Genomic DNA, 23,886 nt, shown 5'->3' on the forward strand with positions numbered 1-23,886 from the left:
CGAAGGCCGTCTCGGAGGAGATCGTCCAGAAGACCAAGGGCGAGTAGCCTCTCGGGGGCCCCTTCTCGAAGGGGCCCCCGGGACGCGCCCTGCCGGTTCGGCCCCTGGGCCGAGCGCGGATACCATAACTGCATACCCCGAAGCGCTTCGCCGCCGCGCGTGCTGCGAAGCGAGACAGAACCAGACGTCCTAGGAGGACACAGTGGCCAAGGCCAAGTTCGAGCGGACCAAGCCGCACGTGAACATCGGAACGATCGGTCACGTCGACCACGGCAAGACGACGCTCACCGCCGCGATCTCGAAGGTCCTCGCGGACAAGTACCCGTCGGCGACCAACGTGCAGCGCGACTTCGCCTCGATCGACTCCGCTCCCGAGGAGCGCCAGCGCGGCATCACGATCAACATCTCGCACGTCGAGTACGAGACGCCGAAGCGCCACTACGCGCACGTCGACGCCCCGGGTCACGCCGACTACATCAAGAACATGATCACGGGCGCCGCGCAGATGGACGGCGCGATCCTCGTGGTCGCCGCCACCGACGGCCCCATGGCGCAGACGCGCGAGCACGTGCTGCTCGCGAAGCAGGTCGGCGTGCCGTACCTGCTCGTCGCGCTCAACAAGTCGGACATGGTCGACGACGAGGAGATCCTCGAGCTCGTCGAGCTCGAGGTCCGCGAGCTGCTGTCGTCGCAGGACTTCGACGGCGACAACGCTCCCGTCGTCCGCGTCTCGGGCCTCAAGGCGCTCGAGGGCGACGAGAAGTGGTCGCAGGCCGTCCTCGACCTCATGGAGGCCGTCGACGAGTCCATCCCGGACCCGATCCGCGACAAGGACAAGCCCTTCCTCATGCCGATCGAGGACGTCTTCACGATCACCGGTCGTGGCACGGTCGTCACGGGTCGCGCGGAGCGCGGCACGCTCGGCATCAACTCCGAGGTCGAGATCGTCGGCATCCGCGCGACGCAGAAGACCACGGTCACGGGCATCGAGATGTTCCACAAGCAGCTCGACGAGGCATGGGCCGGCGAGAACTGCGGTCTCCTGCTCCGTGGCACGAAGCGCGAGGACGTCGAGCGCGGCCAGGTCGTCGTCAAGCCGGGCTCGGTCACGCCCCACACCAACTTCGAGGGCACGGCCTACATCCTGTCCAAGGACGAAGGTGGGCGTCACAACCCGTTCTTCACGAACTACCGCCCGCAGTTCTACTTCCGCACCACCGACGTCACCGGCGTCATCTCGCTGCCCGAGGGCACCGAGATGGTCATGCCCGGCGACACCACCGACATGGTCGTCGAGCTGATCCAGCCGATCGCCATGGAGGAGGGCCTCGGCTTCGCCATCCGCGAGGGTGGCCGCACCGTCGGCGCCGGCACGGTCACGAAGATCGTCAAGTAGTCATCTGACTGCACCGCGACCCCGGTCGCATCGGAAGGGCCCCGCCTCGGCGGGGCCCTTTCGCGTGCCGCCGGCACGGCGCTGGGCGGGAGGCTCCTCGCCGTGCTCGTAGGATGGACGGCATGGTGGACATCATCGACTTCGACGTGCAGACGACGCCCATCGAGGGCCTGGCCCTCATCCGGATGAAGCAGATCACGGACGACCGCGGCACCGTCCGCGAGTTCTTCCGCGCGTCCGCGCTCGCCGAGGCGGGATTCCCGCTGCCGGCCTTCCAGCAGGTGAACGTCACCGAGACGAAGCCGGGCGGCATGCGCGGCATGCACGGCGAGTCGATGGTGAAGCTCATCGCGATCGCGCACGGCACGGCGTACGGCGCCTGGGTCGACACCCGGCCCGGCTCGCCCACGCGCGGCGCCGTCTTCCAGACCGACCTGCAGCCGGGCACGCAGATCCTCGTCCCCGAGGGCGTCTGCAACGGCTTCCAGTCGACGGGCGACACCCCGACGCAGTACGTGTACTGCTTCACGAGCGAGTGGGTGCCCGGCATGGCCGGCGTCGCCATCACGCCGCTCGACCCCGAGCTCGGCATCCTCTGGCCGATCGAGCCCGACCGCGACGACCGGTCGATCATCAGCCAGAAGGACCTCGACGCACCGACGCTCGCCGAGGTGCTCGCGGGCTGACCCGCACCCCGGGTCCGACGCGCATGCCCGCCATCGCGCTCGACGCGTCGATCGCCGACGACGTCGTCGCCTTCCTCGACGAGCACCTCGCCGACATGCGCAGCGTCTCGCCACCGGAGTCGGTGCACGCGCTCGACGTCGCCGCGCTGCGCGCCGAGGGGATGCGGCTGTGGGTGCTGCGTGGCGACGACGGGTCGGTCGCGGGCACGGTCGCGCTCGCGCCGATCGCGGGCGAGCCCGGCCACGTCGAGCTGAAGTCGATGCGCGTCGCCGGCGCGAGCCGCGGCGGCGGCCTCGGCCGGCTGCTGCTCGACCACGTGCTGGCGGAGGCCGCGGCCGGCGGGGCGACGCGGATGAGCCTCGAGACGGGCGCCGAGCCGTACTTCGCGCCGGCGCGAGCGCTCTACCTCCGCAGCGGCTTCGCGGTCTGCGAGCCGTTCGGGTCGTATGCGCTGGACCCGTGCAGCCTGTTCATGACGCGCGCGATCTGAAGGGCCGCACAGAGCTCACCGCGCGGCAGGGTCCGCATCCCGACCCGGCTGGGAGCGGCGTGCGGCCAGGCGCGCGCTCAGCTCGGCGGCGATCTCGACGACGAGCACCTGCAGCGCGGGCCATGCGTCCGCGGCATCCGCGTCGTCGAGGCGCACCGTGACGCCCACCCCGGCGACGGGATCGCCGACCGCGTCGATCGCCGCCGCGGCGACGGAGCCGTACGCGGGGTCGACGTCGCCGCGCTCGAGCGACCAGCCGCGGGCGCGCACGTCGGCGAGCATCCGCCCGAGCGCGGCGCGCGTCGCCGGCTCGCCGCCGCCGGCGAGGTCGGCGTCGTGCGGCATGAGCGCACGCACCTGGGCGTCGTCGAGCGCCGCGAGCAGCGCGCGCCCCGTCGCGGTGCGCACGGCCGGCAGCCGCACGCCGACGCTCGAGACCGTCGTGGGGGAGCGGCGGCCGGAGCCGCGGCCCGCGTACCGCACCTCGACGCCCGACAGCACCGCGAGATGCGCCGTCGCCGGCACGGGGGCCGCTCGCACGAGCCGGTCGAGGAGCGGCTGACCCAGCCGCTCGATCCGGGTGGCGGCGTCGACGCGCGAGCCGATGCGCGCGACCCGGGCGCTCGGACCCCATGCGCCGAGCTCGGGGTAGTGCACGAGGAAGCCCTCGTCGCGCATGACGGCGAGCAAGTCGTAGGTCGTCGAGCGAGGGATGCCGAGGTCGCGTGCGATGGTCTGCGCGCGCACGGGGCCGAGGTGCTCGGCGAGCAGCGCGAGGACGCGCAGCGCGTGCCTCGCCGCGGGCATGCGGGGCGTCGGCATGCGCGCCTCCCCTCCGACCCGGCCCAGCGTCCGAGATCTCGGACACCAGTGTCTCCCAGCTCGATGCGCCGGCGCACGCGCCGGGCTGAGATGGACCCATGCAGGAGATCGTCATCGGGGCAGGGCCCCTCGCAGCAGCCGACGTCGTCGCGGTCGCCCGCCACGGCGCGCGCGTGCGCATCCATCCCGGCGCGCTCGTCGCCGTCGCCGAGACCCGCGCGATCGTCGACGCCCTCGCCGACGACGTGCAGCCGCACTACGGCATCTCGACCGGCTTCGGCGCCCTCGCGACGACGTCGATCGCGCCCGTCGACCGCACGCGGCTGCAGCAGAGCCTCATCCGCTCGCACGCCGCATCCTCGGGGCCCGCGGTGGAGGACGAGGTCGTGCGCGCCCTCATGCTCCTGCGCCTGCGCACCCTCGCCACCGGCAGGACGGGCGTGCGACCGATCGTCGTGGAGACGTACGCCGCCATGCTCGACGCCGGCATCCACCCCGTGATCGGCGAGCACGGCTCCCTCGGCTGCTCGGGCGACCTCGCTCCGCTGTCGCACGTCGCGCTCGCGCTCATGGGCGAGGGCACCGTGCGCGTCGACGGCGTCGAGCTGCCCGCCCCGGATGCGCTCGCCGCCGCCGGCATCGAGCCGGTCGTGCTCGCGGAGAAGGAGGGCCTCGCCCTCGTGAACGGCACCGACGGCATGCTCGGCATGCTGTGCCTCGCGCTCGCCGACCTCGACCGGCTGCTCGGCACCGCCGACCTCGCCGCCGCCATGAGCGTCGAGGGGCTGCTCGGCACCGACGCGCCCTTCGCCGCCGACCTGCAGGCGCTGCGCCCGCACCTCGGGCAGGCCACGAGCGCCGCGACGATCGCGAGCCTCCTCGCAGGCAGCCCGATCGTCGCGAGCCACGCGGGACCGGAGGACACGCGCGTGCAGGACGCGTACTCGCTGCGCTGCGCCCCGCAGGTGCACGGCACGGCGCGCGACACCGCCGACCACGCGGCGCGCGTCGCCGCCGCCGAGCTGTCGTCGGCGATCGACAACCCCGTCGTGACGCTCGACGGCCGCATCGTCTCGAACGGCAACTTCCACGGCGCGCCCGTCGCCGCCGTGCTCGACTTCCTCGCGATCGTCGTCGCGGACGTCGCCTCGATGAGCGAGCGCCGCACCGACCGGTTCCTCGACCCGGCGCGCAGCCACGGGCTCCCGCCGTTCCTCGCCGGCCAGCCGGGCGTCGACTCCGGCCTCATGATCGCCCAGTACACGCAGGCGGGCATCGTCTCCGAGCTCAAGCGGCTCGCGATGCCCGCGTCGGTCGACTCCATCCCCTCGAGCGCGATGCAGGAGGACCACGTGTCGATGGGATGGGGTGCGGCGCGCAAGCTGCGCACCGCGCTCGCGGGCCTCGAGCAGGTCCTCGCGATCGAGGTCATGACGGCGGCGCGCGGCATCGAGCTGCGCGACGCTCCCGCCGGCAGGCGGACGGGCGCCGTGATCGCGGCGGTCCGCGAGCACGTGCCCGGCGCCGGCCCCGACCGGTTCCTCGCCCCCGACATCGCCGCCGTCCGCGCGCTCGTCGCCTCCGGCGACCTGCTCGCGGCGGCGGGCATCACCAGCACCGCGTCGGCGATCGCCGACGCCGACGGAAGGAACGACCGATGACCGGTCCCAGCGTCAGCGGCCCCAGGCCCGTCCGCGCCCATCGCGGCACCGAGCTCCATACGAAGGGGTGGGAGCAGGAGGCCGTGCTGCGCATGCTGCAGAACAACCTCGACCCCGAGGTCGCCGAGCACCCCGACGCGCTCGTCGTCTACGGCGGCACGGGCAAGGCCGCGCGCTCGTGGGAGGCGTTCGACGCCATCGTGCGCACGCTCGAGACGCTCGAGGACGACGAGACGCTGCTCGTGCAGTCGGGCAAGCCCGTGGGCGTCCTGCGCACGCACGAGCGCGCGCCGCGCGTCCTCATCGCGAACTCGAACCTCGTGGGCGACTGGGCGACGTGGCCCGAGCTGCGCAGGCTCGAGGCCGCGGGCCTCATGATGTACGGCCAGATGACGGCCGGATCGTGGATCTACATCGGCACGCAGGGCATCCTGCAGGGCACGTACGAGACGTTCGGCGCCGTCGCACGGGCGCTCGGCCGCGACTCGCTCGCCGGCACCATCACCCTCACCGCGGGGCTCGGCGGCATGGGCGGCGCGCAGCCGCTCGCCGTGACGATGCAGGGCGGCGTGGCGATCTGCGTCGAGGTCGACGCGACGCGCATCGCGCGCCGCATCGAGCACCGCTACCTCGACGAGCAGGCGACGAGCGTCGAGGACGCCGTCGAGCGGGCGATCCGCGCCCGCGACGAGGGCCGTGCCGTGTCGATCGGCGTGCTCGGCAACGCCGCCGAGATCGTGCCGCAGCTGCTCGCGATGCAGGCGCCCATCGACGTCGTCACCGACCAGACGAGCGCGCACGACCCGCTCGCGTACCTGCCGGTCGAGGTCGCGTTCGACGACTGGCACGCGGCGCGCGAGGCCGACCCCGAGGGCTTCGCCGAGGCGGCGCGTGCGTCGATGGCGCGGCACGTCGAGGCGATGGTGGGCTTCCAGGACGCCGGCGCCGAGGTGTTCGACTACGGCAACTCGCTGCGCGCGGAGGCGCGGCTGGGCGGCTACGAGCGCGCCTTCGACTTCCCCGGGTTCGTCCCGGCCTACATCCGCCCGCTCTTCTGCGAGGGCAAGGGGCCGTTCCGCTGGGTGGCGCTCTCGGGCGACCCCGAGGACATCGCGAGGACCGACCGCGCGATCCTCGAGCTGTTCGGCGACGATCCGCAGCTGCGCCGCTGGATCGAGCTCGCCGGCGAGCGCGTCGCGTTCCAGGGCCTGCCTGCGCGCATCTGCTGGCTCGGCGCCGAGCAGCGGCACCTCGCGGGGCTGCGGTTCAACGAGATGGTCGCCTCGGGCGAGCTCTCCGCGCCGATCGTCATCGGCCGCGACCACCTCGACGCCGGCTCCGTCGCGAGCCCGTATCGCGAGACGGAGGCCATGAAGGACGGCTCCGACGCGATCGCCGACTGGCCCCTGCTCAACGCGCTCACGGCCACGGCGTCGGGCGCGAGCTGGGTGTCGATCCACCACGGCGGCGGCGTCGGCATGGGCCGGTCGATCCACGCGGGCCAGGTGAGGGTCGCCGACGGCACGCCGCTCGCCGCCGAGCGCCTCGAGGCCGTGCTGCGCAACGATCCGGCCATGGGCGTGCTGCGGCACGCGGACGCCGGGTACGACGAGGCGACGGAGTTCGCGCTCGCGCACGGCATCCGCGTGCCGATGCAGGAGGGATGATGCCGCGCTCGACGCTCGTGACGGGCATCGGCGAGCTCATCACGAACGACGAGCACCACGGCGGCCGCCTGCAGGACGCCGCCGTGGTGCTCGAGGGGGAGCGCATCGCGTGGGTCGGCGCGGCGGCCGCGGCGCCGTCCGCCGACGAGCGCGTCGACGTCGCAGGTCGCGCCGTGCTCCCCGGATGGGTCGACGCGCACACGCACCTCGTCTTCGCCGGCGACCGCTCGGCGGAGTTCGAGGCGCGCATGGCGGGGGAGGCGTACGCCGCCGGCGGCATCGCCACGACGGTCGCGGCGACCCGTGCCGCGTCGGACGCGACCCTGCAGGCGTCGTTGGACGGCCTCGTCGACGAGGCGCTGCACGGAGGCACGACGGCGTTCGAGACGAAGACGGGCTACGGCCTCACGGTCGCGGACGAGGCGCGCTCGGCGCGGATCGCGGCGACGCGCGCCGATGCCGTGACGTTCCTCGGCGCGCACCTCGTGCCCGACGGCCGCGACCAGGCGGCGTACCTCGACGAGGTCACGGGGCCCATGCTCGCGGCGGTCCTGCCGCACGTCGACGCGATCGACGTCTTCTGCGAGCGCGGCGCGTTCGACGAGGCGGCCTCGCGGCGCGTGCTCGAGGCGGGACGGGCGGCCGGCCTCGCGGTGCGCGTGCACGGCAACCAGCTCGGACCCGGACCGGGCGTGCGCCTCGCGCTCGAGCTCGGCGCACGCAGCGTCGACCACGTCGGCTTCGTCGACGACGACGAGATCGCGGGGCTCGCCGCGTCGTGGGCCGACGGTGCGCGCGGCACGGTCGCGACGCTCCTGCCCGCATGCGACCTGTCGACGCGCATGCCGCTCGCGCCGGCCCGTGCGCTCGTGGACGCGGGCGCCGTCGTGGCGATCGCGACGAACGCGAACCCCGGAACCTCCTCCACGACGTCGATGGCGTTCTGCGTCGCGACGGCCGTGCTGCAGCAGCACCTGACGGTCGCGGAGGCGGTGCGCGCGGCGACGCTCGGCGGCGCCATCGCGCTCGGGCGCGACGAGCCGCGCGCGGGTGCGCCCGATCTCGGCCGCATCCGCGCGGGTGCGCGTGCCGACCTCCACGTGCTCGACGCCCCGTCGGCCGCGCACCTCGCGTACCGGCCCGGCGTGCCCCTCACGCACGCCGTGTGGCGCGCGGGGGAGCGGGTCGTCTGGCCGCGGGGACGCTCGGAGAGGACCGCGAGCGCCTAGCGCCGGGGGCGCTCGGCGAGGCCCGCGAGCGCCTCGAGCACGCACAGCGCGGTCAGCCGCACCGTGCGGCCATCCGCGGCATCCGCGGTGGCGTCGACCTCGGTGAGGTCGAGGGATCGCACGCGCGGGTCGCGGGCGAGGGCGCGCACGAGCTCCCGCAGGCGCCATGCCGAGATGCCGCCGGGCACCGATGCGGGGCAGGCGGGCACGGCGGCGCGGTCGACGACGTCGACGTCGACGTCGACGTGCACCGGTCCGCGCCCTGCCGCTGCGACGTCGAGCGCGCGGGCGGCGACGATGCCGGCCGGCTCCTCCTCGACGGCGGCGCGCGAGATGACGACGATGCCGAGCTCCGCCGCGCGGCGGGCGTGGGCGGCGGAGTTCGCGAAGTCCTGGATGCCGACCTGCACGATGCGGCGGCCGTCGAGCCCGGCCTCGACGAGCCGGCGGACGGGGGACCCGTTGGAGCGGCCGTTGCGCAGGTCGTGGTGGGCGTCGAGCGTCACGAGCCCCGCCGTGGCCGCCGTGACGCCCGCACCGCGCCAGGCGCCGAGCGCCGCGGGCACGGTCGCGGCGTTGTCGCCGCCGAGCACGATGACGAGGCGCGAGCGCGTCGCTGCGCGCGCGACGAGCGCGGTCGCCGCCTCCTCGTCGCCGTCGGGGTCGACGGCGTCGCCTGCATCGGCGATCCGCAGCGCGCCGAGGTCGACGCCCTCGGCGTGGGCGGCGAAGCGCGCGAGCGCCTCGCGTACGGCGAGCGGCGTCGCGTGCGCGCCCGTCGCGCTGATGCTCGTCGCGTGCGTGCCGACGCCCACGAGCACGGCGTCGACGTCCTCGTCCCCGAGGTCGGCCCATCCGCCGGCCCGCGGCCACAGCGCGTCGACGTGCATCGCGTCCCGCACCCGCCGCGCCGCGACCCGCGAGTCGACCCCTGCGTCCGACCGTGCGTCGCGCCCTGAAGGCAGACCTGCGTCCGCCCCCGCGTCGGTCCTCGCGTCCGTCTGTGCGTCCGTCCGTGCGTCCTCGCCCATGCGCCCACGCTATCCGCAGCCCCGCCCGCCCTGATGACTGGTCACGGTCGCACGTCGACCAGTCGCCGTCTCGCCGGTACGCTGGAGCCACCGGCGCGGTCCCCGGGGTGCGCGTGCCGGAGGCGACGGCAGCCGCCGCGGCCGCCAGCGCCGAGCCGCGATCCCGCTGCATGACCCGGGATGCAGGCCCCGATGCGGTGGCCGCGACACGCCCGGGTTGCACACACCACCCATGCGTGCGAGAATCGTCAGGTTGCAGACGCCGCGATCGCGGCTCACTGCTCGGCAGTGCACAGGACCTCAGGTCGTGGGCCGCGGGCAGATCGACATCACTTCGCCGAAGCTCCTGCGGGCGTGCCCGCAGCAGGATCGGCGTGCCCCTCGGGGCGTTGACAGAAGAACATGGCGCACAGCAGTGCTCAAGGTCGCAGTCGCAAGGCTGCGCGTCGATGAGAGAAGGACAGCATGGCGGGACAGAAGATCCGCATCCGACTGAAGTCGTATGACCACGAGGTCATCGACTCGTCGGCGCGGAAGATCGTCGACACCGTGACCCGTGCGGGCGCGACGGTGGTGGGCCCCGTGCCGCTGCCGACCGAGAAGAGCGTGGTGCCGGTCATCCGCTCTCCCCACAAGTACAAGGACAGCCGCGAGCACTTCGAGAAGCGCACGCACAAGCGCCTCATCGACATCGTCGACCCGACGCCGAAGGCGGTCGACTCGCTCATGCGCCTCGACCTCCCTGCCGACGTCAACATCGAGATCAAGCTCTAAGGAATCGCATGTCCACCCTCGCAACGACTCAGGGTCTGCTGGGCCGGAAGCTCGGCATGACGCAGGTGTGGGACGAGCAGAACAAGCTCGTGCCCGTCACCGTCGTCGAGATCACGCCCAACGTGGTCACGCAGATCCGCACGCCCGAGCGTGACGGCTACGACGCGATCCAGATCGCGTTCGGCCAGATCGACCCCCGCAAGGTGAACCAGCCCACGGCCGGTCACTTCAAGGCAGCAGGCGCCACGCCTCGCCGCCACCTCACCGAGGTCCGCACCGCCAACGCGTCCGAGTACGCGCTCGGCCAGGAGATCGCGGTCGACGTCTTCCAGGCCGGCCAGAAGGTCGACGTCGTCGGCACTTCGAAGGGCAAGGGCTTCGCGGGCGTCATGAAGCGTCACAACTTCGCCGGCGTCTCCGCCTCCCACGGTGCCCACCGCAACCACCGCAAGCCCGGCTCCATCGGTGCCTCGTCGACGCCCAGCCGCGTCTTCCGCGGCATGCGCATGGCGGGCCGCATGGGCGGCGACCGCGTGTCGGTGCTCAACCTCACGGTGCACTCCGTCGACCTCGAGAAGGGCCTGATGCTCGTCAAGGGCGCCGTCCCCGGGGCTCGCGGCCGCATCGTGTTCGTCCGCAACGCCGTGAAGGGAGCCTGACCATGGCGAACAAGGTCGACGTCCTCGACGCCAAGGGTGCGAAGGCAGGCTCGGTCGAGCTGCCCGAGTCGCTCTTCGACGTCCAGACGAACGTGCCCCTCATCCACCAGGTGGTCGTCGCGCAGCTCGCTGCCGCACGCCAGGGCACGCACAGCACCAAGAACCGCGGCGAGGTGTCCGGTTCCGGTCGCAAGCCGTTCAAGCAGAAGGGCACCGGCCGTTCGCGCCAGGGCTCGATCCGCCAGCCCGAGCACCGTGGTGGTGGCGTCGTGCACGGCCCGACGCCGCGCGACTACTCGCAGCGGACCCCCAAGAAGATGATCGCCGCCGCGCTCCGCGGTGCGCTCTCGGACCGCGCCCGCGGTGGCCGTCTCCACGTCGTGGAGTCGTTCTCGACCGACGAGGCTCCCTCGACGAAGACGGCCGTCGCGCTGCTCGCGACGGTGGCGTCCTCGAAGCAGGTCCTCGTGGTGCTGCACCGCGACGAGGAGTCGGCGTGGCTGTCGGTCCGCAACCTGGACAACGTCCACGTGCTCACGTGGGACCAGCTGAACGCGTACGACGTGCTCCGCAGCGACGACCTCGTCTTCTCGCAGGCCGCGTACCAGGCGTTCGTCGAGGCCCGCACGGGCGAGACCGTCGAGGTCGAGGCCGCTGCGGCGAAGAAGGCTCCGAAGGCGAAGGCCGCGAAGGCCGAGGCCACCGAGGCAGAGGAGAAGTAGGACGATGAGCATCCAGAAGGACCCGCGCGACGTCATCCTGCGCCCGATCGTCTCGGAGAAGAGCTACTCGCTCATCGACCGTGGCAGCTACACCTTCGAGGTCGACCCCCGCGCCTCCAAGACCGAGATCCGCCTCGCGATCGAGAAGATCTTCGGCGTCAAGGTCGAGCGCGTCAACACGCTGAACCGACAGGGCAAGACCCGCCGCACGAAGTTCGGCCTCGGCAAGCGCAAGGACACCAAGCGCGCGATCGTCACGCTGCGCTCCGGCTCGATCGACATCTTCACGGCCGTCGGCTGAGGATCTGAGGACTAGACACATGGCTATTCGCAAGTACAAGCCGACGACCCCGGGTCGTCGTGGCTCGTCGGTCGCCGACTTCGCGGAGATCACGCGCTCGACCCCCGAGAAGTCGCTGCTCCGCCCGCTGCCCAAGACGGGTGGCCGCAACAACACCGGTCGCATCACCACGCGGCACATCGGTGGCGGTCACAAGCGTCAGTACCGCGTGATCGACTTCCGTCGTCACGACAAGGACGGCATCGACGCACGCGTCGCGCACATCGAGTACGACCCGAACCGCACGGCGCGCATCGCGCTGCTGCACTTCGCGGACGGCACGAAGCGCTACATCATCGCGCCGAACAAGCTCTCGCAGGGCGACGTCGTCGAGTCGGGGTCGGGTGCCGACATCAAGCCCGGCAACAACCTGCCCCTGCGCAACATCCCCACGGGTACCGTCATCCACGCCATCGAGCTCCGCCCCGGCGGCGGCGCGAAGATGGCCCGCTCGGCCGGCGCCTCCGTGCGTCTCGTCGCGAAGGACGGCCCCTACGCCCAGCTGCGTCTCCCCTCGGGCGAGATCCGCAACGTGGATGCGCGCTGCCGCGCCACGATCGGCGAGGTCGGCAACGCCGAGCAGTCGAACATCAACTGGGGCAAGGCCGGTCGCAACCGCTGGAAGGGCATCCGCCCGACCGTCCGCGGCGTCGCGATGAACCCGGTCGACCACCCGCACGGTGGTGGCGAGGGCAAGACGAGCGGTGGCCGTCACCCGGTGAGCCCCTGGGGCAAGCCGGAGGGCCGTACCCGTCGCCCCAACAAGGAGAGCGACAAGCTCATCGTCCGTCGCCGGTCCACGAACAAGAAGCGGAAGTAACCCAAGATGCCTCGCAGCCTCAAGAAGGGCCCGTTCGTCGACGACCACCTGTTCCAGAAGGTGGTCCGTCAGAACGAGGCCGGCAGCAAGAACGTCATCCGTACCTGGTCGCGCCGCTCGATGATCGTGCCCGCGATGCTCGGTCACACGATCGCCGTCCACGACGGTCGCAAGCACATCCCGGTGTTCGTCACCGAGTCGATGGTCGGTCACAAGCTCGGCGAGTTCGCGCCGACCCGTACCTTCCGCGGCCACGTGAAGGACGACAAGAAGGGCCGTCGCCGCTGACGCGGCGACGCTGAAGGAGGAAGAGATGATCGAGTCGATCGCTCGGGTGCGGCACATCCGCATCACCCCGCAGAAGGCCCGTCGCGTCGTGGCCCTCATCCGCGGGAAGCAGGCGGAGGAGGCCATGGCCATCCTCAAGTTCGCGCCCCAGAGCGCGGCGGAGCCCGTCCGCAAGCTCGTCGCCTCCGCGGTGGCGAACGCTCGCGTGAAGGCCGACGCCGCCAACACCTACCTCGACGAGCAGGACCTGTACGTGTCCAGCATCTACGTCGACGAGGGCACCACGCTCAAGCGGTTCCGACCGCGCGCGCAGGGTCGTGCCTTCCGCATCAACAAGCGAACGAGCCACATCACCGTCGTGCTGGCCACGCCCGAGACGGAGGTCTAGGAACAATGGGACAGAAGGTCAACCCGTACGGGTTCCGCCTCGGCATCACCACCGACCACGTGTCGCGGTGGTTCGCCGACTCGTCGAAGCCCGGTCAGCGCTACGCCGACTACGTGGCCGAGGACATCAAGATCCGCGAGCTGCTCAAGAAGAGCCTCGACCGTGCCGGCGTGGCACGCATCGAGATCGAGCGCACCCGCGACCGCGTCCGCGTGGACATCCACACGGCACGTCCGGGCATCGTCATCGGCCGCCGCGGCGCCGAGGCCGAGCGCATCCGCTCGGAGCTCGAGAAGCTCACGAGCAAGCAGATCCAGCTGAACATCCTCGAGGTCAAGAACCCCGAGGCCGAGGCACAGCTCGTCGCACAGGGCATCGCGGAGCAGCTCAGCGCTCGCGTCGCGTTCCGTCGTGCGATGCGCAAGGGTCTGCAGGGCGCGCAGCGCGCCGGCGCCAAGGGCGTCCGCGTCCAGGTGTCGGGTCGCCTCGGCGGCGCCGAGATGAGCCGCTCGGAGTTCTACCGCGAGGGCCGCGTGCCCCTGCACACGCTCCGCGCGAACATCGACTACGGCTTCTACGAGGCCCGCACCACCTTCGGCCGCATCGGCGTGAAGGTCTGGATCTACAAGGGCGACATCACCAACCGCGAGCTCGCTCGCGAGCAGGCGAACCAGAAGTCGCAGCGTCCGGAGCGCCGGGGACCCCGTCGCGACTCCAACGCCGGATCGGAGGGCTGATCATGCTGATCCCCCGTCGCGTCAAGCACCGCAAGCAGCACCACCCGAGCCGTACCGGTCAGGCGACCGGCGGCACGAAGGTCAGCTTCGGCGAGTTCGGCATCCAGGCCCTGACGCCCGCGTACGTGACCAACCGTCAGATCGAGTCCGCTCGTATCGCGATGACGCGTCACATCAAGCGTGGCGGCAAGGTGTGGATCAACATCTACCCCGACCGTCCGCTGACCAAGAAGCCCGCCGAGACCCGCATGGGATCCGGCAAGGGCTCGCCCGAGTGGTGGGTCGCGAACGTCAAGCCGGGCCGCGTCCTCTTCGAGGTCGCCGGCGTCGACGAGGCGCTCGCCCGCGAGGCGCTCACCCGTGCAATCCACAAGCTGCCGCTCAAGGCGCGCATCATCACCCGCGAGGAGGCTGACGCATAATGGCGATCGGAACGAAGGAGCTGCTCCCCGTCGAGCTCGCCACGTTCGACGACGAGCGTCTCGTCGCCGAGCTGAAGCGCGCCAAGGAGGAGCTGTTCAACCTGCGCTTCCAGGCTGCCACCGGGCAGCTCGAGAGCCACGGCCGCGTGCGTGCCGTGAAGCGCGACATCGCGCGCCTCTACACCGTGATCCGTGAGCGCGAGCTCGGGATCAGCGCCTCCCCGGCGCCGGTGGAGAAGCCCGCCGAGAAGAAGAAGTCCAAGAAGGCCACCGAGGCCGAGAAGGTCGAGGAGAGCTGATGGCCGACAAGGCAGAGGCAGCTCAGACGATCCAGCGCGGCTACCGCAAGTCGCGTCAGGGATTCGTCGTGAGCGACAAGATGGACAAGACCATCGTCGTCGAGGTCGAGGACCGCGTGAAGCACCCGCTCTACGGCAAGGTCATCCGCACGTCGTCGAAGGTCAAGGCCCACGACGAGCAGAACACCGCCGGCATCGGCGACCGCGTCCTGATCGCGGAGACTCGACCGACGAGCGCCACCAAGCGCTGGCGTCTGGTCGAGGTCCTCGAGAAGGCCAAGTAGGGCGAGGGAGACAGACATGCTGCAGCAGGAATCCCGCGTCAAGGTCGCCGACAACACCGGCGCCAAGGAGCTTCTGACCATCCGCGTGCTCGGCGGCTCCGGCCGCCGCTACGCGGGTCTCGGCGACACGATCGTCGCGACGGTCAAGGACGCCATCCCGGGTGGGAACGTGAAGAAGGGCGATGTGGTCAAGGCCGTCATCGTCCGCACGGTGAAGGAGACTCGTCGTCCCGACGGCTCCTACATCAAGTTCGACGAGAACGCCGCCGTGATCCTGAAGACCGATGGTGACCCCCGTGGCACCCGCATCTTCGGACCGGTCGGCCGTGAGCTGCGCGATCGACGATTCATGAAGATCGTCTCGCTCGCGCCGGAGGTGCTGTGATGGCGACCATCAAGAAGGGCGACACCGTCCAGGTGATCTCGGGTGGCCGGGAGAGCCGTGGCGGCGATCGCGGCAAGACCGGGCGCGTGCTCGAGGTCCTCAGGGACCAGGACCGCGTGATCGTGGAGGGCATCAACCTCGTCACGAAGCACGTCAAGGTCGGCCAGACGCAGCGCGGCACGAAGACGGGCGGGATCGAGACCCAGGAGGCCCCGATCCACCTGTCGAACGTCGCGCTCATCGACCCGGAGACCAAGAAGCCGACGCGTGTCCGTGCCTCGATCAGCAAGGTCGAGAAGGACGGCGTCAAGGTGACGACGAAGGTGCGTGTGAGCACGCGCTCGGGCAAGGAGATCAAGAGCAATGACTGACACGGCAGTGCGCCTGCCGCGCCTCAAGGCGCAGTACCGCGCGGAGATCGTGGGCCAGCTGCGCTCGCAGTTCGAGTACGCGAACGTCATGCAGGTCCCCGGCCTCGTGAAGATCGTCGTGAACACGGGCGTCGGCGAGGCTGCTCGCGACTCGAAGGTCATCGACGGCGCGGTGAAGGACCTCACGGCCATCACCGGCCAGAAGCCGATGGTCACCAAGGCTCGCAAGTCGATCGCCCAGTTCAAGCTGCGCGAGGGCATGCCCATCGGTGCCCACGTGACGCTCCGCGGCGACCGGATGTGGGAGTTCCTCGACCGTCTGCTGACGCTCGCGCTGCCCCGCATCCGCGACTTCCGCGGCCTGAGCCCGAAGCAGTTCGACGGCAACGGCAACTACACGTTCGGCATCCAGGAGCAGGCGGTCTTCCACGAGATCGACCAGGACCGCATCGACCGGGTCCGAGGCTTCGACATCACCGTCGTCACGACGGCCAAGTCGGACGACGAGGGTCGCGCGCTGCTCAAGGCGCTCGGCTTCCCCTTCAAGTCCGAGTAGCAGGACCCTCGGCGCCCATCGGCGTCGAGGCACGTGTCCAGGTCGCCGTCCGTGGAACGGGCGGGGAAACCGGACTCAACCCAAGGAGACATCCATGACGATGACCGATCCGGTCGCCGACATGCTGACGAGGCTCAGGAACGCCAACACGGCGTTCCACGACGAGGTCTCGCTGCCGTCGTCGAACCTCAAGACGCACATCGCCGAGATCCTCGAGCGCGAGGGCTTCATCACCGGCTGGAAGGTGGAGGACGCCCGCGTGGGCAAGACCCTCACCATCGGCCTCAAGTACGGCCCCGAGCGTCAGCGCTCGATCGCCGGCATCAAGCGGGTCTCGAAGCCCGGCCTCCGCGTGTACGCGAAGTCGACCGAGATCCCCCAGGTGCTCGGCGGCCTCGGCGTCGCGATCCTCTCGACGAGCTCGGGACTGCTCACCGACCGTGAGGCCCAGCAGAAGGGCGTGGGTGGGGAAGTCCTCGCCTACGTGTGGTGATCTGACATGTCTCGAATCGGACGACTCCCCATCGACATCCCCGCGGGTGTCGAGGTCAACGTCGACGGCGCCTCGGTGACCGTCAAGGGCCCGAAGGGCGAGCTCAGCCTGGAGGTCGCGAAGCCGATCCAGGTCGAGGTCGTCGACGGCCAGGTGCAGGTCACGCGCCCGGACGACGAGCGCGAGTCGCGCTCGCTCCACGGCCTGACCCGCACGCTCATCGCGAACGACATCGTCGGCGTGACCGACGGCTACTCCAAGGGCCTCGAGGTCGTCGGCACGGGCTACCGCGTCGCGTCGAAGGGCGCCGGCATCGAGTTCGCGCTCGGCTACTCGCACCCGATCGCCGTCGAGCCCCCCGCGGGCATCACGTTCACGGTCGAGGGCAACAACAAGGTCATCGTCGCCGGCATCTCGAAGCAGGCCGTCGGCGAGGTGGCTGCCAACCTCCGCAAGCTCCGCAAGCCCGAGCCCTACAAGGGCAAGGGCGTCCGCTACGCGGGCGAGCAGATCCGCCGCAAGGCCGGAAAGTCAGGTAAGTGATGGGAATCGGAACCCGAGGCACCAGCAAGTCCGCTGCCCGCGGCCGTCGTCACTCGCGACTGCGCAAGAAGATCGTCGGCTCGGCCACCACGCCGCGCCTCGTCGTCACCCGCTCCGCACGGCACCTGTTCGTGCAGATCGTGGACGACGCCCAGGGCCACACGCTGGCCTACGCGTCGACGATGGAGGCCGACCTGCGCGGCCTCTCCGCCGACAAGTCGGAGAAGGCGAAGCGCGTCGGCGAGCTCGTCGGCGAGCGCGCCAAGGCCGCCGGCGTCGAGAAGGTCGTGTTCGACCGCGGCGGCAACCGCTACGCGGGCCGAGTCGCGGCAGTGGCCGACGGTGCACGAGAGGCAGGTCTGGAGCTGTGAGCGAAGAGACGAAGGAGACGCAGGTGAGCGACACAACCGCCACCGCCGCTGCGGAGACGACGGTGCAGGGCACCGACGTTCGCAGCGAGCCCCGCGAGCAGCGTCGCGGCAGCCGCGACCGCGGCACGCGCGGCGAGCGCGGACAGCGCGACCGCGGCAACGACAGCCAGTTCCTCGAGCGCGTCGTCACCATCAACCGCGTGTCGAAGGTCGTGAAGGGTGGTCGTCGCTTCAGCTTCACCGCCCTCGTGGTCGTCGGCGACGGCAACGGCATGGTCGGCGTCGGCTACGGCAAGGCCCGCGAGGTCCCCACGGCGATCTCGAAGGGCGTCGAGGAGGCGAAGAAGAACTTCTTCCGCGTCCCCCGCATCGCCGCGACGATCCCGCACCCCGTGCAGGGCGAGGCTGCTGCAGGCGTGGTCCTGCTGCGTCCGGCCGCTGCCGGTACCGGCGTCATCGCTGGGGGCCCCGTCCGCGCGGTCCTCGAGTGCGCCGGCATCCACGACGTGCTGTCGAAGTCCCTCGGCTCGTCGAACACCATCAACATCGTCCACGCGACGGTGAAGGCGCTCAAGCAGCTGGAGGAGCCGGCAGCGGTCGCAGCCCGTCGTGGGCTCGACCTCGACCGCGTCCTCCCGGCACGCCTGCGCCGTGCAGCGTCCGATGCCGTGCAGCACGCGGCGGAGATCGCGGAGGCGACCCGATGAGCAAGCTCAAGGTGACCCAGGTCAAGTCGAAGATCAGCGAGAAGCCCAACCAGCGCGAGACGCTGCGGTCGCTCGGCCTCAAGCGCATCGGCCACACGGTCGTGCGCGAGGACGATGCGCAGAACCGCGGCTACATCAACGTTGTGCGGCACCTCGTGCGCGTCGAGGAGGTCGACGAATGAGCGACAAGAAGAACAAGGACGGCGAGCAGCTGCCCGCACTCAAGGTGCACCACCTGCGTCCCGCGCCGGGTGCCAAGAAGGACCGTCAGCGCGTCGGACGCGGTGAGGGCTCGAAGGGCAAGACGGCCGGTCGTGGCACCAAGGGCACGAAGGCCCGCAACACCGTGCGCCTCGGCTTCGAGGGTGGTCAGCTCACCTCGGTGATGCGCGCCCCCAAGCTGCGCGGCTTCAAGAACCCGTTCCGCACGGAGTACCAGGTCGTCAACGTCGGCCAGCTCCAGGACCTCTTCCCCGAGGGTGGCGACGTGACCGTCGCAGCGCTCGTGGCGAAGGGTGCCGTGCGCAAGAACGAGCTCGTGAAGGTGCTCGGCGACGGCGAGCTGACGGCTACGCTGAACGTGACGGTCGACAAGGTGTCGGCTGCTGCGGAGCAGAAGATCGTCGCCGCCGGCGGCTCCATCCACTAAGCGACGGGGATGGGGTGGCCCTCGCGGCCGCCCCATCCTTCTTCTGCGTCCACCGGAAGGCTCACGTGTTCAAGGCAATCGGCAGGATCTTCAGGACTCGCGATCTGCGACGGAAGATCCTCTTCACGCTCGCCATCGTGGCGGCGTTCCGGCTGGGATCGTTCATCCCCGCCCCGTTCGTCGACTACGGCAACGTCCAGGCGTGCCTCGACACGGCCGCGGCGGACACGTCGGGCCTCTACCAGCTCGTCAACCTGTTCTCGGGTGGCGCGCTGCTCCAGCTGAGCGTCTTCGCGCTCGGCATCATGCCGTACATCACGGCATCGATCATCGTGCAGCTGCTGCGCGTGGTCATCCCCCGCTTCGAGGCGCTCTACAAGGAGGGCCAGTCGGGGCAGTCGAAGCTGACGCAGTACACGCGGTACCTCACGATCGGCCTCGGCGTCCTCCAGTCGACGACGCTCATCGCCGTCGTCCGCTCGGGCCAGCTCTTCTCCACCGGCGGCGTCGTGCCGACCGGGCCGTGCGCGAACCTGCTCACGAACGAGTCGTGGTGGGCGATCGTGCTCATGGTCGTCGCGATGACGGCCGGCACTGGCGTCATCATGTGGATGGGCGAGCTCATCACCGAGCGCGGCATCGGCAACGGCATGTCGCTCCTCATCTTCACGTCCATCGCCGCGACGTTCCCGAGCGCGCTCTTCCTCATCGGCGAGACGAACGGCACCGAGATGCTCGTCGCGGTCATCGCCATCGGCGTCGTCATCATGGGCGCCGTCGTGTTCGTCGAGCAGTCGCAGCGTCGCATCCCGGTGCAGTACGCCAAGCGCATGGTCGGCAGGCGCATGTACGGCGGCAAGTCGACGTACATCCCGATCAAGGTGAACATGGCCGGCGTCGTGCCCGTCATCTTCGCGTCGTCGCTGCTGTACTTCCCGGCGCTCATCGCATCGTTCAACTCGCCGGCCAACGGCCAGCAGCCGGCCGGCTGGGTGCAGTGGATCAACGACAACCTGACGACGGGCGACCACCCGCTGTACATGGTGCTGTACTTCCTGCTCATCATCGGCTTCACGTACTTCTACGTCGCGATCACGTTCAACCCGGACGACGTCGCCGAGAACATGCGCAAGTACGGCGGGTTCATCCCCGGCATCCGCGCAGGACGCCCGACGGCCGAGTACCTCGACTACGTGCTGACGCGCGTGACGTTCCCCGGCTCGATCTACCTGGGCGTCGTGGCGCTCATCCCGCTCATCGCCCTCGCGACGGTCGGCGCGAACCAGAACTTCCCGTTCGGCGGCGCCTCGATCCTGATCATCGTGGGCGTCGGCCTCGAGACGGTGCGGCAGATCGACGCGCAGCTGCAGCAGCGCCACTACGAGGGGCTGATCCGCACGTGACCCAGCTGCTCATCGTCGGTCCTCCCGGAGCGGGCAAGGGCACGCAGGCCTCGCGCATCGCCGAGCGCTTCGGCATCCCGACCATCTCGACCGGGGACATCTTCCGGTCGAACATCCGGGATCGCACCGAGCTCGGCCAGCAGGTCACCGCCATCCTCGACGCGGGCGACTACGTGCCGGACACGCTCACGAACGACCTCGTGCAGGATCGTCTCGAGCAGGCCGACGCGCAGGAGGGCTACCTGCTCGACGGGTACCCGCGCACCGAGGGCCAGGTCGCGTTCCTCGACGGGCTCAACGAGCGTCGCGGTCGCGGCATCGACGCCGTCGTGCGGCTCGTGGCCGACCACGACGAGGTCATCCGGCGCCTGCGCATCCGCTCGGAGGAGCAGGGGCGCAGCGACGACACCGACGGTGCCATGCGGCATCGCCTCGAGGTGTACGAGCGCGAGACCGAGCCGATCCTCGCCGCATACGCGGGGCGTGGCGTCGTCGTCGAGATCGATGGCCTCGGCGAGATCGACGAGGTCACCGAGCGCATCCTGTCGGCGCTCAGCGAGCGCGGCGTCGTCGCGCGCTGACCGTGCGCCGCATCTACAAGTCCCGCACGCAGCTCGCCGCGATGCGCGCCCCGGGCGCGCTCACGGGTCGGGCGCTCGACGCGGTCCGCGCCGCCATCCGGCCCGGCGTGACGACGCTCGAGCTCGACGCGATCGCCGAGGACGTCGTGCGCTCCGGCGGCGGCATCCCGAACTTCCAGCTCGAGCCGGGCTACCACCACACGATCTGCGCGAACGTCAACGACGTCGTGGTGCACGGCATCCCCGACGAGCGGCCCGTCGAGGCGGGCGACCTCGTGACGATCGACTGCGGCGCGATGGTCGACGGGTGGAACGGCGACGCGGCGTTCTCGCTCGTCGTCCCCGGCGGCTCCGGCTCGCTCGTCGAGGTGCGCGAGCGGCTGTCGCAGGCCACGCACGACGGGCTGTGGGCGGGCATCGCCGCGCTCGCGTCGGCGCGGATGCTCGGCGAGGTCGGCGCCGCCGTCGAGGATGCGATCGAGGCCGCGGGCGACTACGCGATCAGCGACGACTGGATCGGCCACGGCATCGGTCGCGCGATGCACGAGGAGCCGCCGGTCTTCAACTACCGCACGCGCGTGCTCGGGCCCGCGGTGAAGCCGGGCCTGTGCGTCGCGATCGAGCCGATCGTCGTCGCGGGCGACCAGGCCACGCGCATCCTCGACGACGGCTGGTCGGTCGTGACGGTCGACGGCAGCCAGGCGTGCCAGTGGGAGCACTCGGTCGCCGTGCACGCCGACGGCATCTGGGTGCTCACGGCCGAGGACGGCGGGGCGGCAGGGCTCGCGCCGTTCGGCATCGAGCCGCGCCCCATCCGCGACCGCTGACTCAGCGCCCCGCGGCGACGAGCGTGAGGTAGGCCCGCACGACGTCCTCGGTGAGGTCGAGCTCGTCGGCGATCTCGGCCGGATCGTGGCTCCAGCGGCTCGCGGCCTCGAGCGCGGCGGGATCGACGAGCAGCCGCGCCGCGAACGCGTCGGCGACGCGCTCGTTCGCCGGCGTGCCGGAGCGATGGCGATGCCGCGCATGGCCGAGCTCGTGCGCGAGGACGCAGCGGCGCTCGACGGGCGTGAGCCCCTCGGCGAGCCAGATCCGATGCGCTCGCGCGTCGTAGAGGCCGAGGAGGCCGGGCTCGAGCGCGGCGACGCCCACGCGGACGCCGAGTCGACGCGCGAGCGCGTCGAGGTCAGTCGGCGTGGCGCTCGTCGCGCCGGGAGGTGCCGCGCTTCGCGGCGAGGGGGAGGTCTGCATGCTGCCTCTGCATCGAGTCGATGCGGGGGATGCTAGCCGCTGCCTCCGACGAGCCCGTCTCGCGGACGTGGTGGGCGATGGCGGCGATCGCGTCGTCCGCGGCGGCCTCGCGCGCATCGTCCGGCAGCGAGCGCAGCAGCGACTCGATCATCGCCGACCACAGCGCGACCTCGAGGTCCTCGGCGCCGTCGTCGGTCGCGATGCCGAGCGCGCCGAGCATGCGACGCAGGACGTCCGGCTGCGGGGCGACGGCGCCGCGCTCGACGTTGCTGACCGTCGTGCGATCGACGCCCGCGATCGTCGCGAGCTCGAGCTGCGACATGCCCAGGCGGGCCCGGCTCGGCCGCACGAGCGCCGCGTAGCGCGCGCGCTCCGCGGCGCTCGCGCCCTTGAGGTTGATGCTCACGTCGTGGCCTCCGGCGTGGTCCGTTCGGCACGAGCATAGGTCCGTTGTCCACAGGAGGCCGCCGTCCGCTCGATCGGCGTCGAAGGTATGGCATGGTCTTCGACATGACCGATGGGCGACGCGTGGGTGCATCCCTGCGTCGGCTGCGCGAGACGGCAGGCATGTCGTCCGACGAGCTCGCCGCACGCCTGGGCGTCGGCGTCGACCACCTCCGCGCCGTCGAGCGCGGCGTGGTCACGCCGTCCGCCGACTTCCTGGCCGCCGCGACCGCCGTGCTCGCGGCGCACCTGCGCGATGCGGGCGTCGGGGGTGCGTCATGAGCCGTCGACGGGGTGTCGGCGCGCAGCCTCCGCGGGCCATCGACTCGCCTCCCACCGCTGGTGGGCGCCGCGCTCGGGCTGGCGACGAGCCCGTCGCGCGCTCCCGAGACGTCGGCCGAGCACGAGGCCGACCGGCAGCGCAGCCCTGGCCCTCCGATCCCGACACGCCTCGCCTCGACCCGTGCCGCGGCACCTCGGTCGTGGCGTGGCTCGGCATCCTGGTCGTCGTCACGACGGTCATGGCGCTGCGGCTGCCGCAGCTCGAGCGCCTCGCCCGCGCGCGCACCGCCCCGCTCTCGGGAGACCCGGGCGACGCCGCGCTCGACGGCGCCTCGGTGCGCGGCGGCGTCCTCGCCGCGATCGTCGTGCTCGTCGTCGTCACGATCGCCGTCGCGGTCGTCGTCTCGCTGCTCGAACGATGGCTCGGTCCTGCGGCGTGGGCGCCTCGCTCGTGGCTCCGGCTCGGCGCCGGGGGCCTCGTCCTCGGCGTCACGACCGTCGGGCTGCAGCTCGGCGCCATCGCGCTCGACGTGGAGTCCGTCGGCACGTCGCCGCTCGCGCTCGGCCCCATCGCCGCGCTCGCCGCCCTCGTGCCGTTCGCATTCCGCGAGCCGCGATCGCCGCGCGGCTACCGGCGCGCACTCGTCGTGACCGTGGCCGCGGGGGTGCTGCCGTGGATGCAGTGAGCAGCCGCGGTCCGCTCGGCCTGCGCGTGCCGCTGTCGCGGCCGCTCGCACGCGCGTCCGCCCTCGCCGTCGCGCTCTCCTGCGGAGGCCTGGGGATGGCGGTCGCCGCGGGTGGCAGGGGCGTCGAGGCCCACGCACCGGCGCGGACGGTCGCGGTCGTCGTGGTCGTCGCCATGTCGGTCGCCGTCATCGCGGGAGTCGCACTCGCGATGCTCGGGCCGTGGTCGGCCAGGATCGTCACGGCGCTCACGTTCGCCTTCGCGGGCGTCGCCGGCGCCACCGCGCTGGGTGTCGCACCCGTCGGCGGCTCGCTCGCTCCGACGCTCGTCGTCCTCGTCGCCGCGGTGGCGCTCGTCCACCACCTGCTCGCGTCTCCCGAGCTCGACGGCGGTGACGCATGAACGTCGCCGCCGCGTTCGCGCCGGCATCTGTCTCGGCCGTCCGGTCG

The 23,886-nt window shown here is 71.4% G+C and carries 36 protein-coding genes; 32 read left to right on the forward strand and 4 right to left on the reverse strand.

The features are described 5' to 3' along the window. Window positions 1-202: 202 nt before the first annotated feature. The 3 genes from tuf to ABD249_RS02395 all read left to right on the forward strand — a co-directional run bounded on the left by tuf (window position 203) and on the right by ABD249_RS02395 (window position 2,573). Window positions 203-1,396, forward strand: coding sequence for an elongation factor Tu (gene tuf, locus ABD249_RS02385; RefSeq protein ID WP_344339912.1), 1,194 nt, complete (start codon window positions 203-205; stop codon window positions 1,394-1,396). A 122-nt stretch (window positions 1,397-1,518) separates the two neighbouring features. After that, window positions 1,519-2,082: a dTDP-4-dehydrorhamnose 3,5-epimerase family protein gene (locus ABD249_RS02390; RefSeq protein ID WP_344339914.1), complete on the forward strand. Its 564-nt coding sequence runs from the start codon at window positions 1,519-1,521 to the stop codon at window positions 2,080-2,082. A gap of 23 nt (window positions 2,083-2,105) precedes the next feature. Beyond that, window positions 2,106-2,573 carry a GNAT family N-acetyltransferase gene (locus tag ABD249_RS02395; RefSeq protein WP_344339916.1) on the forward strand — a complete coding sequence of 156 codons (468 nt, stop codon included), beginning with the start codon at window positions 2,106-2,108 and terminating at the stop codon, window positions 2,571-2,573. Between the two features lie 15 nt (window positions 2,574-2,588). Here the strand turns inward: ABD249_RS02395 and ABD249_RS02400 are convergent, their stop codons facing one another. After that, window positions 2,589-3,395, reverse strand: coding sequence for an IclR family transcriptional regulator (locus ABD249_RS02400; RefSeq protein WP_344339918.1), 807 nt, complete (start codon window positions 3,393-3,395; stop codon window positions 2,589-2,591). A gap of 98 nt (window positions 3,396-3,493) precedes the next feature. Between ABD249_RS02400 and hutH the strand changes: the two genes are divergently transcribed. From hutH to hutI, 3 genes are read left to right on the forward strand one after another with little or no spacing between them, the layout of a single operon-like run. Next, window positions 3,494-5,056, forward strand: a complete 1,563-nt coding sequence (hutH, locus tag ABD249_RS02405) for a histidine ammonia-lyase (protein WP_344339920.1) — start codon at window positions 3,494-3,496, stop codon at window positions 5,054-5,056. Beyond that, window positions 5,053-6,723: a urocanate hydratase gene (hutU, locus tag ABD249_RS02410; protein WP_344339922.1), complete on the forward strand. Its 1,671-nt coding sequence runs from the start codon at window positions 5,053-5,055 to the stop codon at window positions 6,721-6,723. The genes hutH and hutU overlap by 4 nt, the downstream gene beginning before the upstream one ends. Further along, window positions 6,720-7,952, forward strand: coding sequence for an imidazolonepropionase (gene hutI / locus ABD249_RS02415; RefSeq protein ID WP_425546276.1), 1,233 nt, complete (start codon window positions 6,720-6,722; stop codon window positions 7,950-7,952). The genes hutU and hutI overlap by 4 nt, the downstream gene beginning before the upstream one ends. Here the strand turns inward: hutI and ABD249_RS02420 are convergent. Next, complete coding sequence (locus tag ABD249_RS02420) at window positions 7,949-8,842, reverse strand: arginase family protein (RefSeq protein ID WP_344339927.1); 894 nt, start codon at window positions 8,840-8,842, stop codon at window positions 7,949-7,951. The genes hutI and ABD249_RS02420 overlap by 4 nt on opposite strands. A gap of 606 nt (window positions 8,843-9,448) precedes the next feature. Here ABD249_RS02420 and rpsJ point away from each other — a divergent pair. The 23 genes from rpsJ to map all read left to right on the forward strand — a co-directional run bounded on the left by rpsJ (window position 9,449) and on the right by map (window position 21,602). Then, entirely contained in the window at window positions 9,449-9,757 is a 309-nt protein-coding gene (gene rpsJ, locus ABD249_RS02425) for a 30S ribosomal protein S10 (protein WP_344339930.1), read from the forward strand. Window positions 9,758-9,765: 8 nt separating this feature from the next. After that, window positions 9,766-10,416 carry a 50S ribosomal protein L3 gene (gene rplC / locus ABD249_RS02430; RefSeq protein WP_344339932.1) on the forward strand — a complete coding sequence of 217 codons (651 nt, stop codon included), beginning with the start codon at window positions 9,766-9,768 and terminating at the stop codon, window positions 10,414-10,416. A 2-nt stretch (window positions 10,417-10,418) separates the two neighbouring features. Continuing rightward, window positions 10,419-11,138, forward strand: coding sequence for a 50S ribosomal protein L4 (gene rplD / locus ABD249_RS02435; protein WP_344339934.1), 720 nt, complete (start codon window positions 10,419-10,421; stop codon window positions 11,136-11,138). Between the two features lie 4 nt (window positions 11,139-11,142). Continuing rightward, the gene (gene rplW / locus ABD249_RS02440; RefSeq protein WP_344339936.1) at window positions 11,143-11,439 is read left to right on the forward strand and encodes a 50S ribosomal protein L23; all 297 of its coding nucleotides are present in this window, start codon (window positions 11,143-11,145) and stop codon (window positions 11,437-11,439) included. A 19-nt stretch (window positions 11,440-11,458) separates the two neighbouring features. After that, a complete protein-coding gene (gene rplB / locus ABD249_RS02445; RefSeq protein ID WP_344339939.1) occupies window positions 11,459-12,298 on the forward strand; it encodes a 50S ribosomal protein L2 in 840 nt (279 codons plus the stop codon). A 6-nt stretch (window positions 12,299-12,304) separates the two neighbouring features. Further along, a complete protein-coding gene (gene rpsS, locus ABD249_RS02450; protein ID WP_092503023.1) occupies window positions 12,305-12,586 on the forward strand; it encodes a 30S ribosomal protein S19 in 282 nt (93 codons plus the stop codon). A gap of 25 nt (window positions 12,587-12,611) precedes the next feature. Continuing rightward, the gene (gene rplV, locus ABD249_RS02455) at window positions 12,612-12,974 is read left to right on the forward strand and encodes a 50S ribosomal protein L22 (protein ID WP_344339944.1); all 363 of its coding nucleotides are present in this window, start codon (window positions 12,612-12,614) and stop codon (window positions 12,972-12,974) included. A gap of 5 nt (window positions 12,975-12,979) precedes the next feature. Further along, entirely contained in the window at window positions 12,980-13,711 is a 732-nt protein-coding gene (rpsC, locus tag ABD249_RS02460; RefSeq protein ID WP_344339946.1) for a 30S ribosomal protein S3, read from the forward strand. Window positions 13,712-13,713: 2 nt separating this feature from the next. After that, complete coding sequence (gene rplP, locus ABD249_RS02465) at window positions 13,714-14,133, forward strand: 50S ribosomal protein L16 (protein WP_344339949.1); 420 nt, start codon at window positions 13,714-13,716, stop codon at window positions 14,131-14,133. Continuing rightward, on the forward strand, window positions 14,133-14,432 hold the full coding sequence (rpmC, locus tag ABD249_RS02470; RefSeq protein ID WP_344339951.1) for a 50S ribosomal protein L29: 300 nt from the start codon (window positions 14,133-14,135) through the stop codon (window positions 14,430-14,432). Before rplP ends, rpmC begins: the two co-directional genes overlap by 1 nt. Next, the gene (gene rpsQ, locus ABD249_RS02475) at window positions 14,432-14,716 is read left to right on the forward strand and encodes a 30S ribosomal protein S17 (protein ID WP_344339953.1); all 285 of its coding nucleotides are present in this window, start codon (window positions 14,432-14,434) and stop codon (window positions 14,714-14,716) included. Before rpmC ends, rpsQ begins: the two co-directional genes overlap by 1 nt. A 16-nt stretch (window positions 14,717-14,732) precedes the next feature. Beyond that, a complete protein-coding gene (gene rplN, locus ABD249_RS02480; protein WP_344339955.1) occupies window positions 14,733-15,101 on the forward strand; it encodes a 50S ribosomal protein L14 in 369 nt (122 codons plus the stop codon). Continuing rightward, window positions 15,101-15,472, forward strand: a complete 372-nt coding sequence (gene rplX / locus ABD249_RS02485; RefSeq protein WP_344339957.1) for a 50S ribosomal protein L24 — start codon at window positions 15,101-15,103, stop codon at window positions 15,470-15,472. Before rplN ends, rplX begins: the two co-directional genes overlap by 1 nt. Then, window positions 15,465-16,028: a 50S ribosomal protein L5 gene (gene rplE / locus ABD249_RS02490; protein WP_344339959.1), complete on the forward strand. Its 564-nt coding sequence runs from the start codon at window positions 15,465-15,467 to the stop codon at window positions 16,026-16,028. Before rplX ends, rplE begins: the two co-directional genes overlap by 8 nt. Window positions 16,029-16,122: 94 nt before the next feature. Next, a complete protein-coding gene (gene rpsH / locus ABD249_RS02495; protein WP_344339962.1) occupies window positions 16,123-16,521 on the forward strand; it encodes a 30S ribosomal protein S8 in 399 nt (132 codons plus the stop codon). A 6-nt stretch (window positions 16,522-16,527) separates the two neighbouring features. After that, window positions 16,528-17,064 carry a 50S ribosomal protein L6 gene (gene rplF, locus ABD249_RS02500; RefSeq protein WP_344339964.1) on the forward strand — a complete coding sequence of 179 codons (537 nt, stop codon included), beginning with the start codon at window positions 16,528-16,530 and terminating at the stop codon, window positions 17,062-17,064. After that, window positions 17,064-17,435 (forward strand): 50S ribosomal protein L18, encoded by a 372-nt coding sequence (gene rplR, locus ABD249_RS02505; RefSeq protein ID WP_344339966.1) that lies wholly within the window; start codon window positions 17,064-17,066, stop codon window positions 17,433-17,435. The genes rplF and rplR overlap by 1 nt, the downstream gene beginning before the upstream one ends. Window positions 17,436-17,458: 23 nt before the next feature. After that, window positions 17,459-18,142: a 30S ribosomal protein S5 gene (gene rpsE, locus ABD249_RS02510; protein ID WP_344339968.1), complete on the forward strand. Its 684-nt coding sequence runs from the start codon at window positions 17,459-17,461 to the stop codon at window positions 18,140-18,142. Beyond that, the gene (gene rpmD, locus ABD249_RS02515; protein ID WP_344339970.1) at window positions 18,139-18,324 is read left to right on the forward strand and encodes a 50S ribosomal protein L30; all 186 of its coding nucleotides are present in this window, start codon (window positions 18,139-18,141) and stop codon (window positions 18,322-18,324) included. Before rpsE ends, rpmD begins: the two co-directional genes overlap by 4 nt. Continuing rightward, the gene (gene rplO, locus ABD249_RS02520; protein WP_344339973.1) at window positions 18,321-18,791 is read left to right on the forward strand and encodes a 50S ribosomal protein L15; all 471 of its coding nucleotides are present in this window, start codon (window positions 18,321-18,323) and stop codon (window positions 18,789-18,791) included. The genes rpmD and rplO overlap by 4 nt, the downstream gene beginning before the upstream one ends. Before the next feature lie 65 nt (window positions 18,792-18,856). Continuing rightward, window positions 18,857-20,194 (forward strand): preprotein translocase subunit SecY, encoded by a 1,338-nt coding sequence (secY, locus tag ABD249_RS02525; protein ID WP_344339976.1) that lies wholly within the window; start codon window positions 18,857-18,859, stop codon window positions 20,192-20,194. Next, window positions 20,191-20,775, forward strand: coding sequence for an adenylate kinase (locus tag ABD249_RS02530; RefSeq protein WP_344339979.1), 585 nt, complete (start codon window positions 20,191-20,193; stop codon window positions 20,773-20,775). Before secY ends, ABD249_RS02530 begins: the two co-directional genes overlap by 4 nt. Window positions 20,776-20,777: 2 nt before the next feature. Next, on the forward strand, window positions 20,778-21,602 hold the full coding sequence (gene map / locus ABD249_RS02535) for a type I methionyl aminopeptidase (RefSeq protein WP_425546277.1): 825 nt from the start codon (window positions 20,778-20,780) through the stop codon (window positions 21,600-21,602). Window position 21,603: 1 nt separating this feature from the next. On the opposite strand, the gene ABD249_RS02540 is transcribed toward map, so the two are convergent. Beyond that, window positions 21,604-22,026, reverse strand: a complete 423-nt coding sequence (locus ABD249_RS02540) for an ImmA/IrrE family metallo-endopeptidase (protein ID WP_344339981.1) — start codon at window positions 22,024-22,026, stop codon at window positions 21,604-21,606. Further along, window positions 21,962-22,432: a helix-turn-helix transcriptional regulator gene (locus ABD249_RS02545; protein ID WP_344339983.1), complete on the reverse strand. Its 471-nt coding sequence runs from the start codon at window positions 22,430-22,432 to the stop codon at window positions 21,962-21,964. The genes ABD249_RS02540 and ABD249_RS02545 overlap by 65 nt, the downstream gene beginning before the upstream one ends. A 104-nt stretch (window positions 22,433-22,536) precedes the next feature. On the opposite strand from ABD249_RS02545, the gene ABD249_RS02550 reads away from it, so the two are divergent. The 3 genes from ABD249_RS02550 to ABD249_RS02560 all read left to right on the forward strand — a co-directional run bounded on the left by ABD249_RS02550 (window position 22,537) and on the right by ABD249_RS02560 (window position 23,839). After that, window positions 22,537-22,752 (forward strand): helix-turn-helix domain-containing protein, encoded by a 216-nt coding sequence (locus tag ABD249_RS02550; RefSeq protein WP_344339986.1) that lies wholly within the window; start codon window positions 22,537-22,539, stop codon window positions 22,750-22,752. Between the two features lie 200 nt (window positions 22,753-22,952). After that, entirely contained in the window at window positions 22,953-23,438 is a 486-nt protein-coding gene (locus ABD249_RS02555; RefSeq protein WP_344339988.1) for a hypothetical protein, read from the forward strand. Then, entirely contained in the window at window positions 23,426-23,839 is a 414-nt protein-coding gene (locus tag ABD249_RS02560; RefSeq protein ID WP_344339991.1) for a hypothetical protein, read from the forward strand. Before ABD249_RS02555 ends, ABD249_RS02560 begins: the two co-directional genes overlap by 13 nt. Window positions 23,840-23,886: the final 47 nt, after the last annotated feature.

The sequence above is a fragment of the Agrococcus versicolor genome, from assembly GCF_039531815.1.
Classification (GTDB): domain Bacteria; phylum Actinomycetota; class Actinomycetes; order Actinomycetales; family Microbacteriaceae; genus Agrococcus; species Agrococcus versicolor.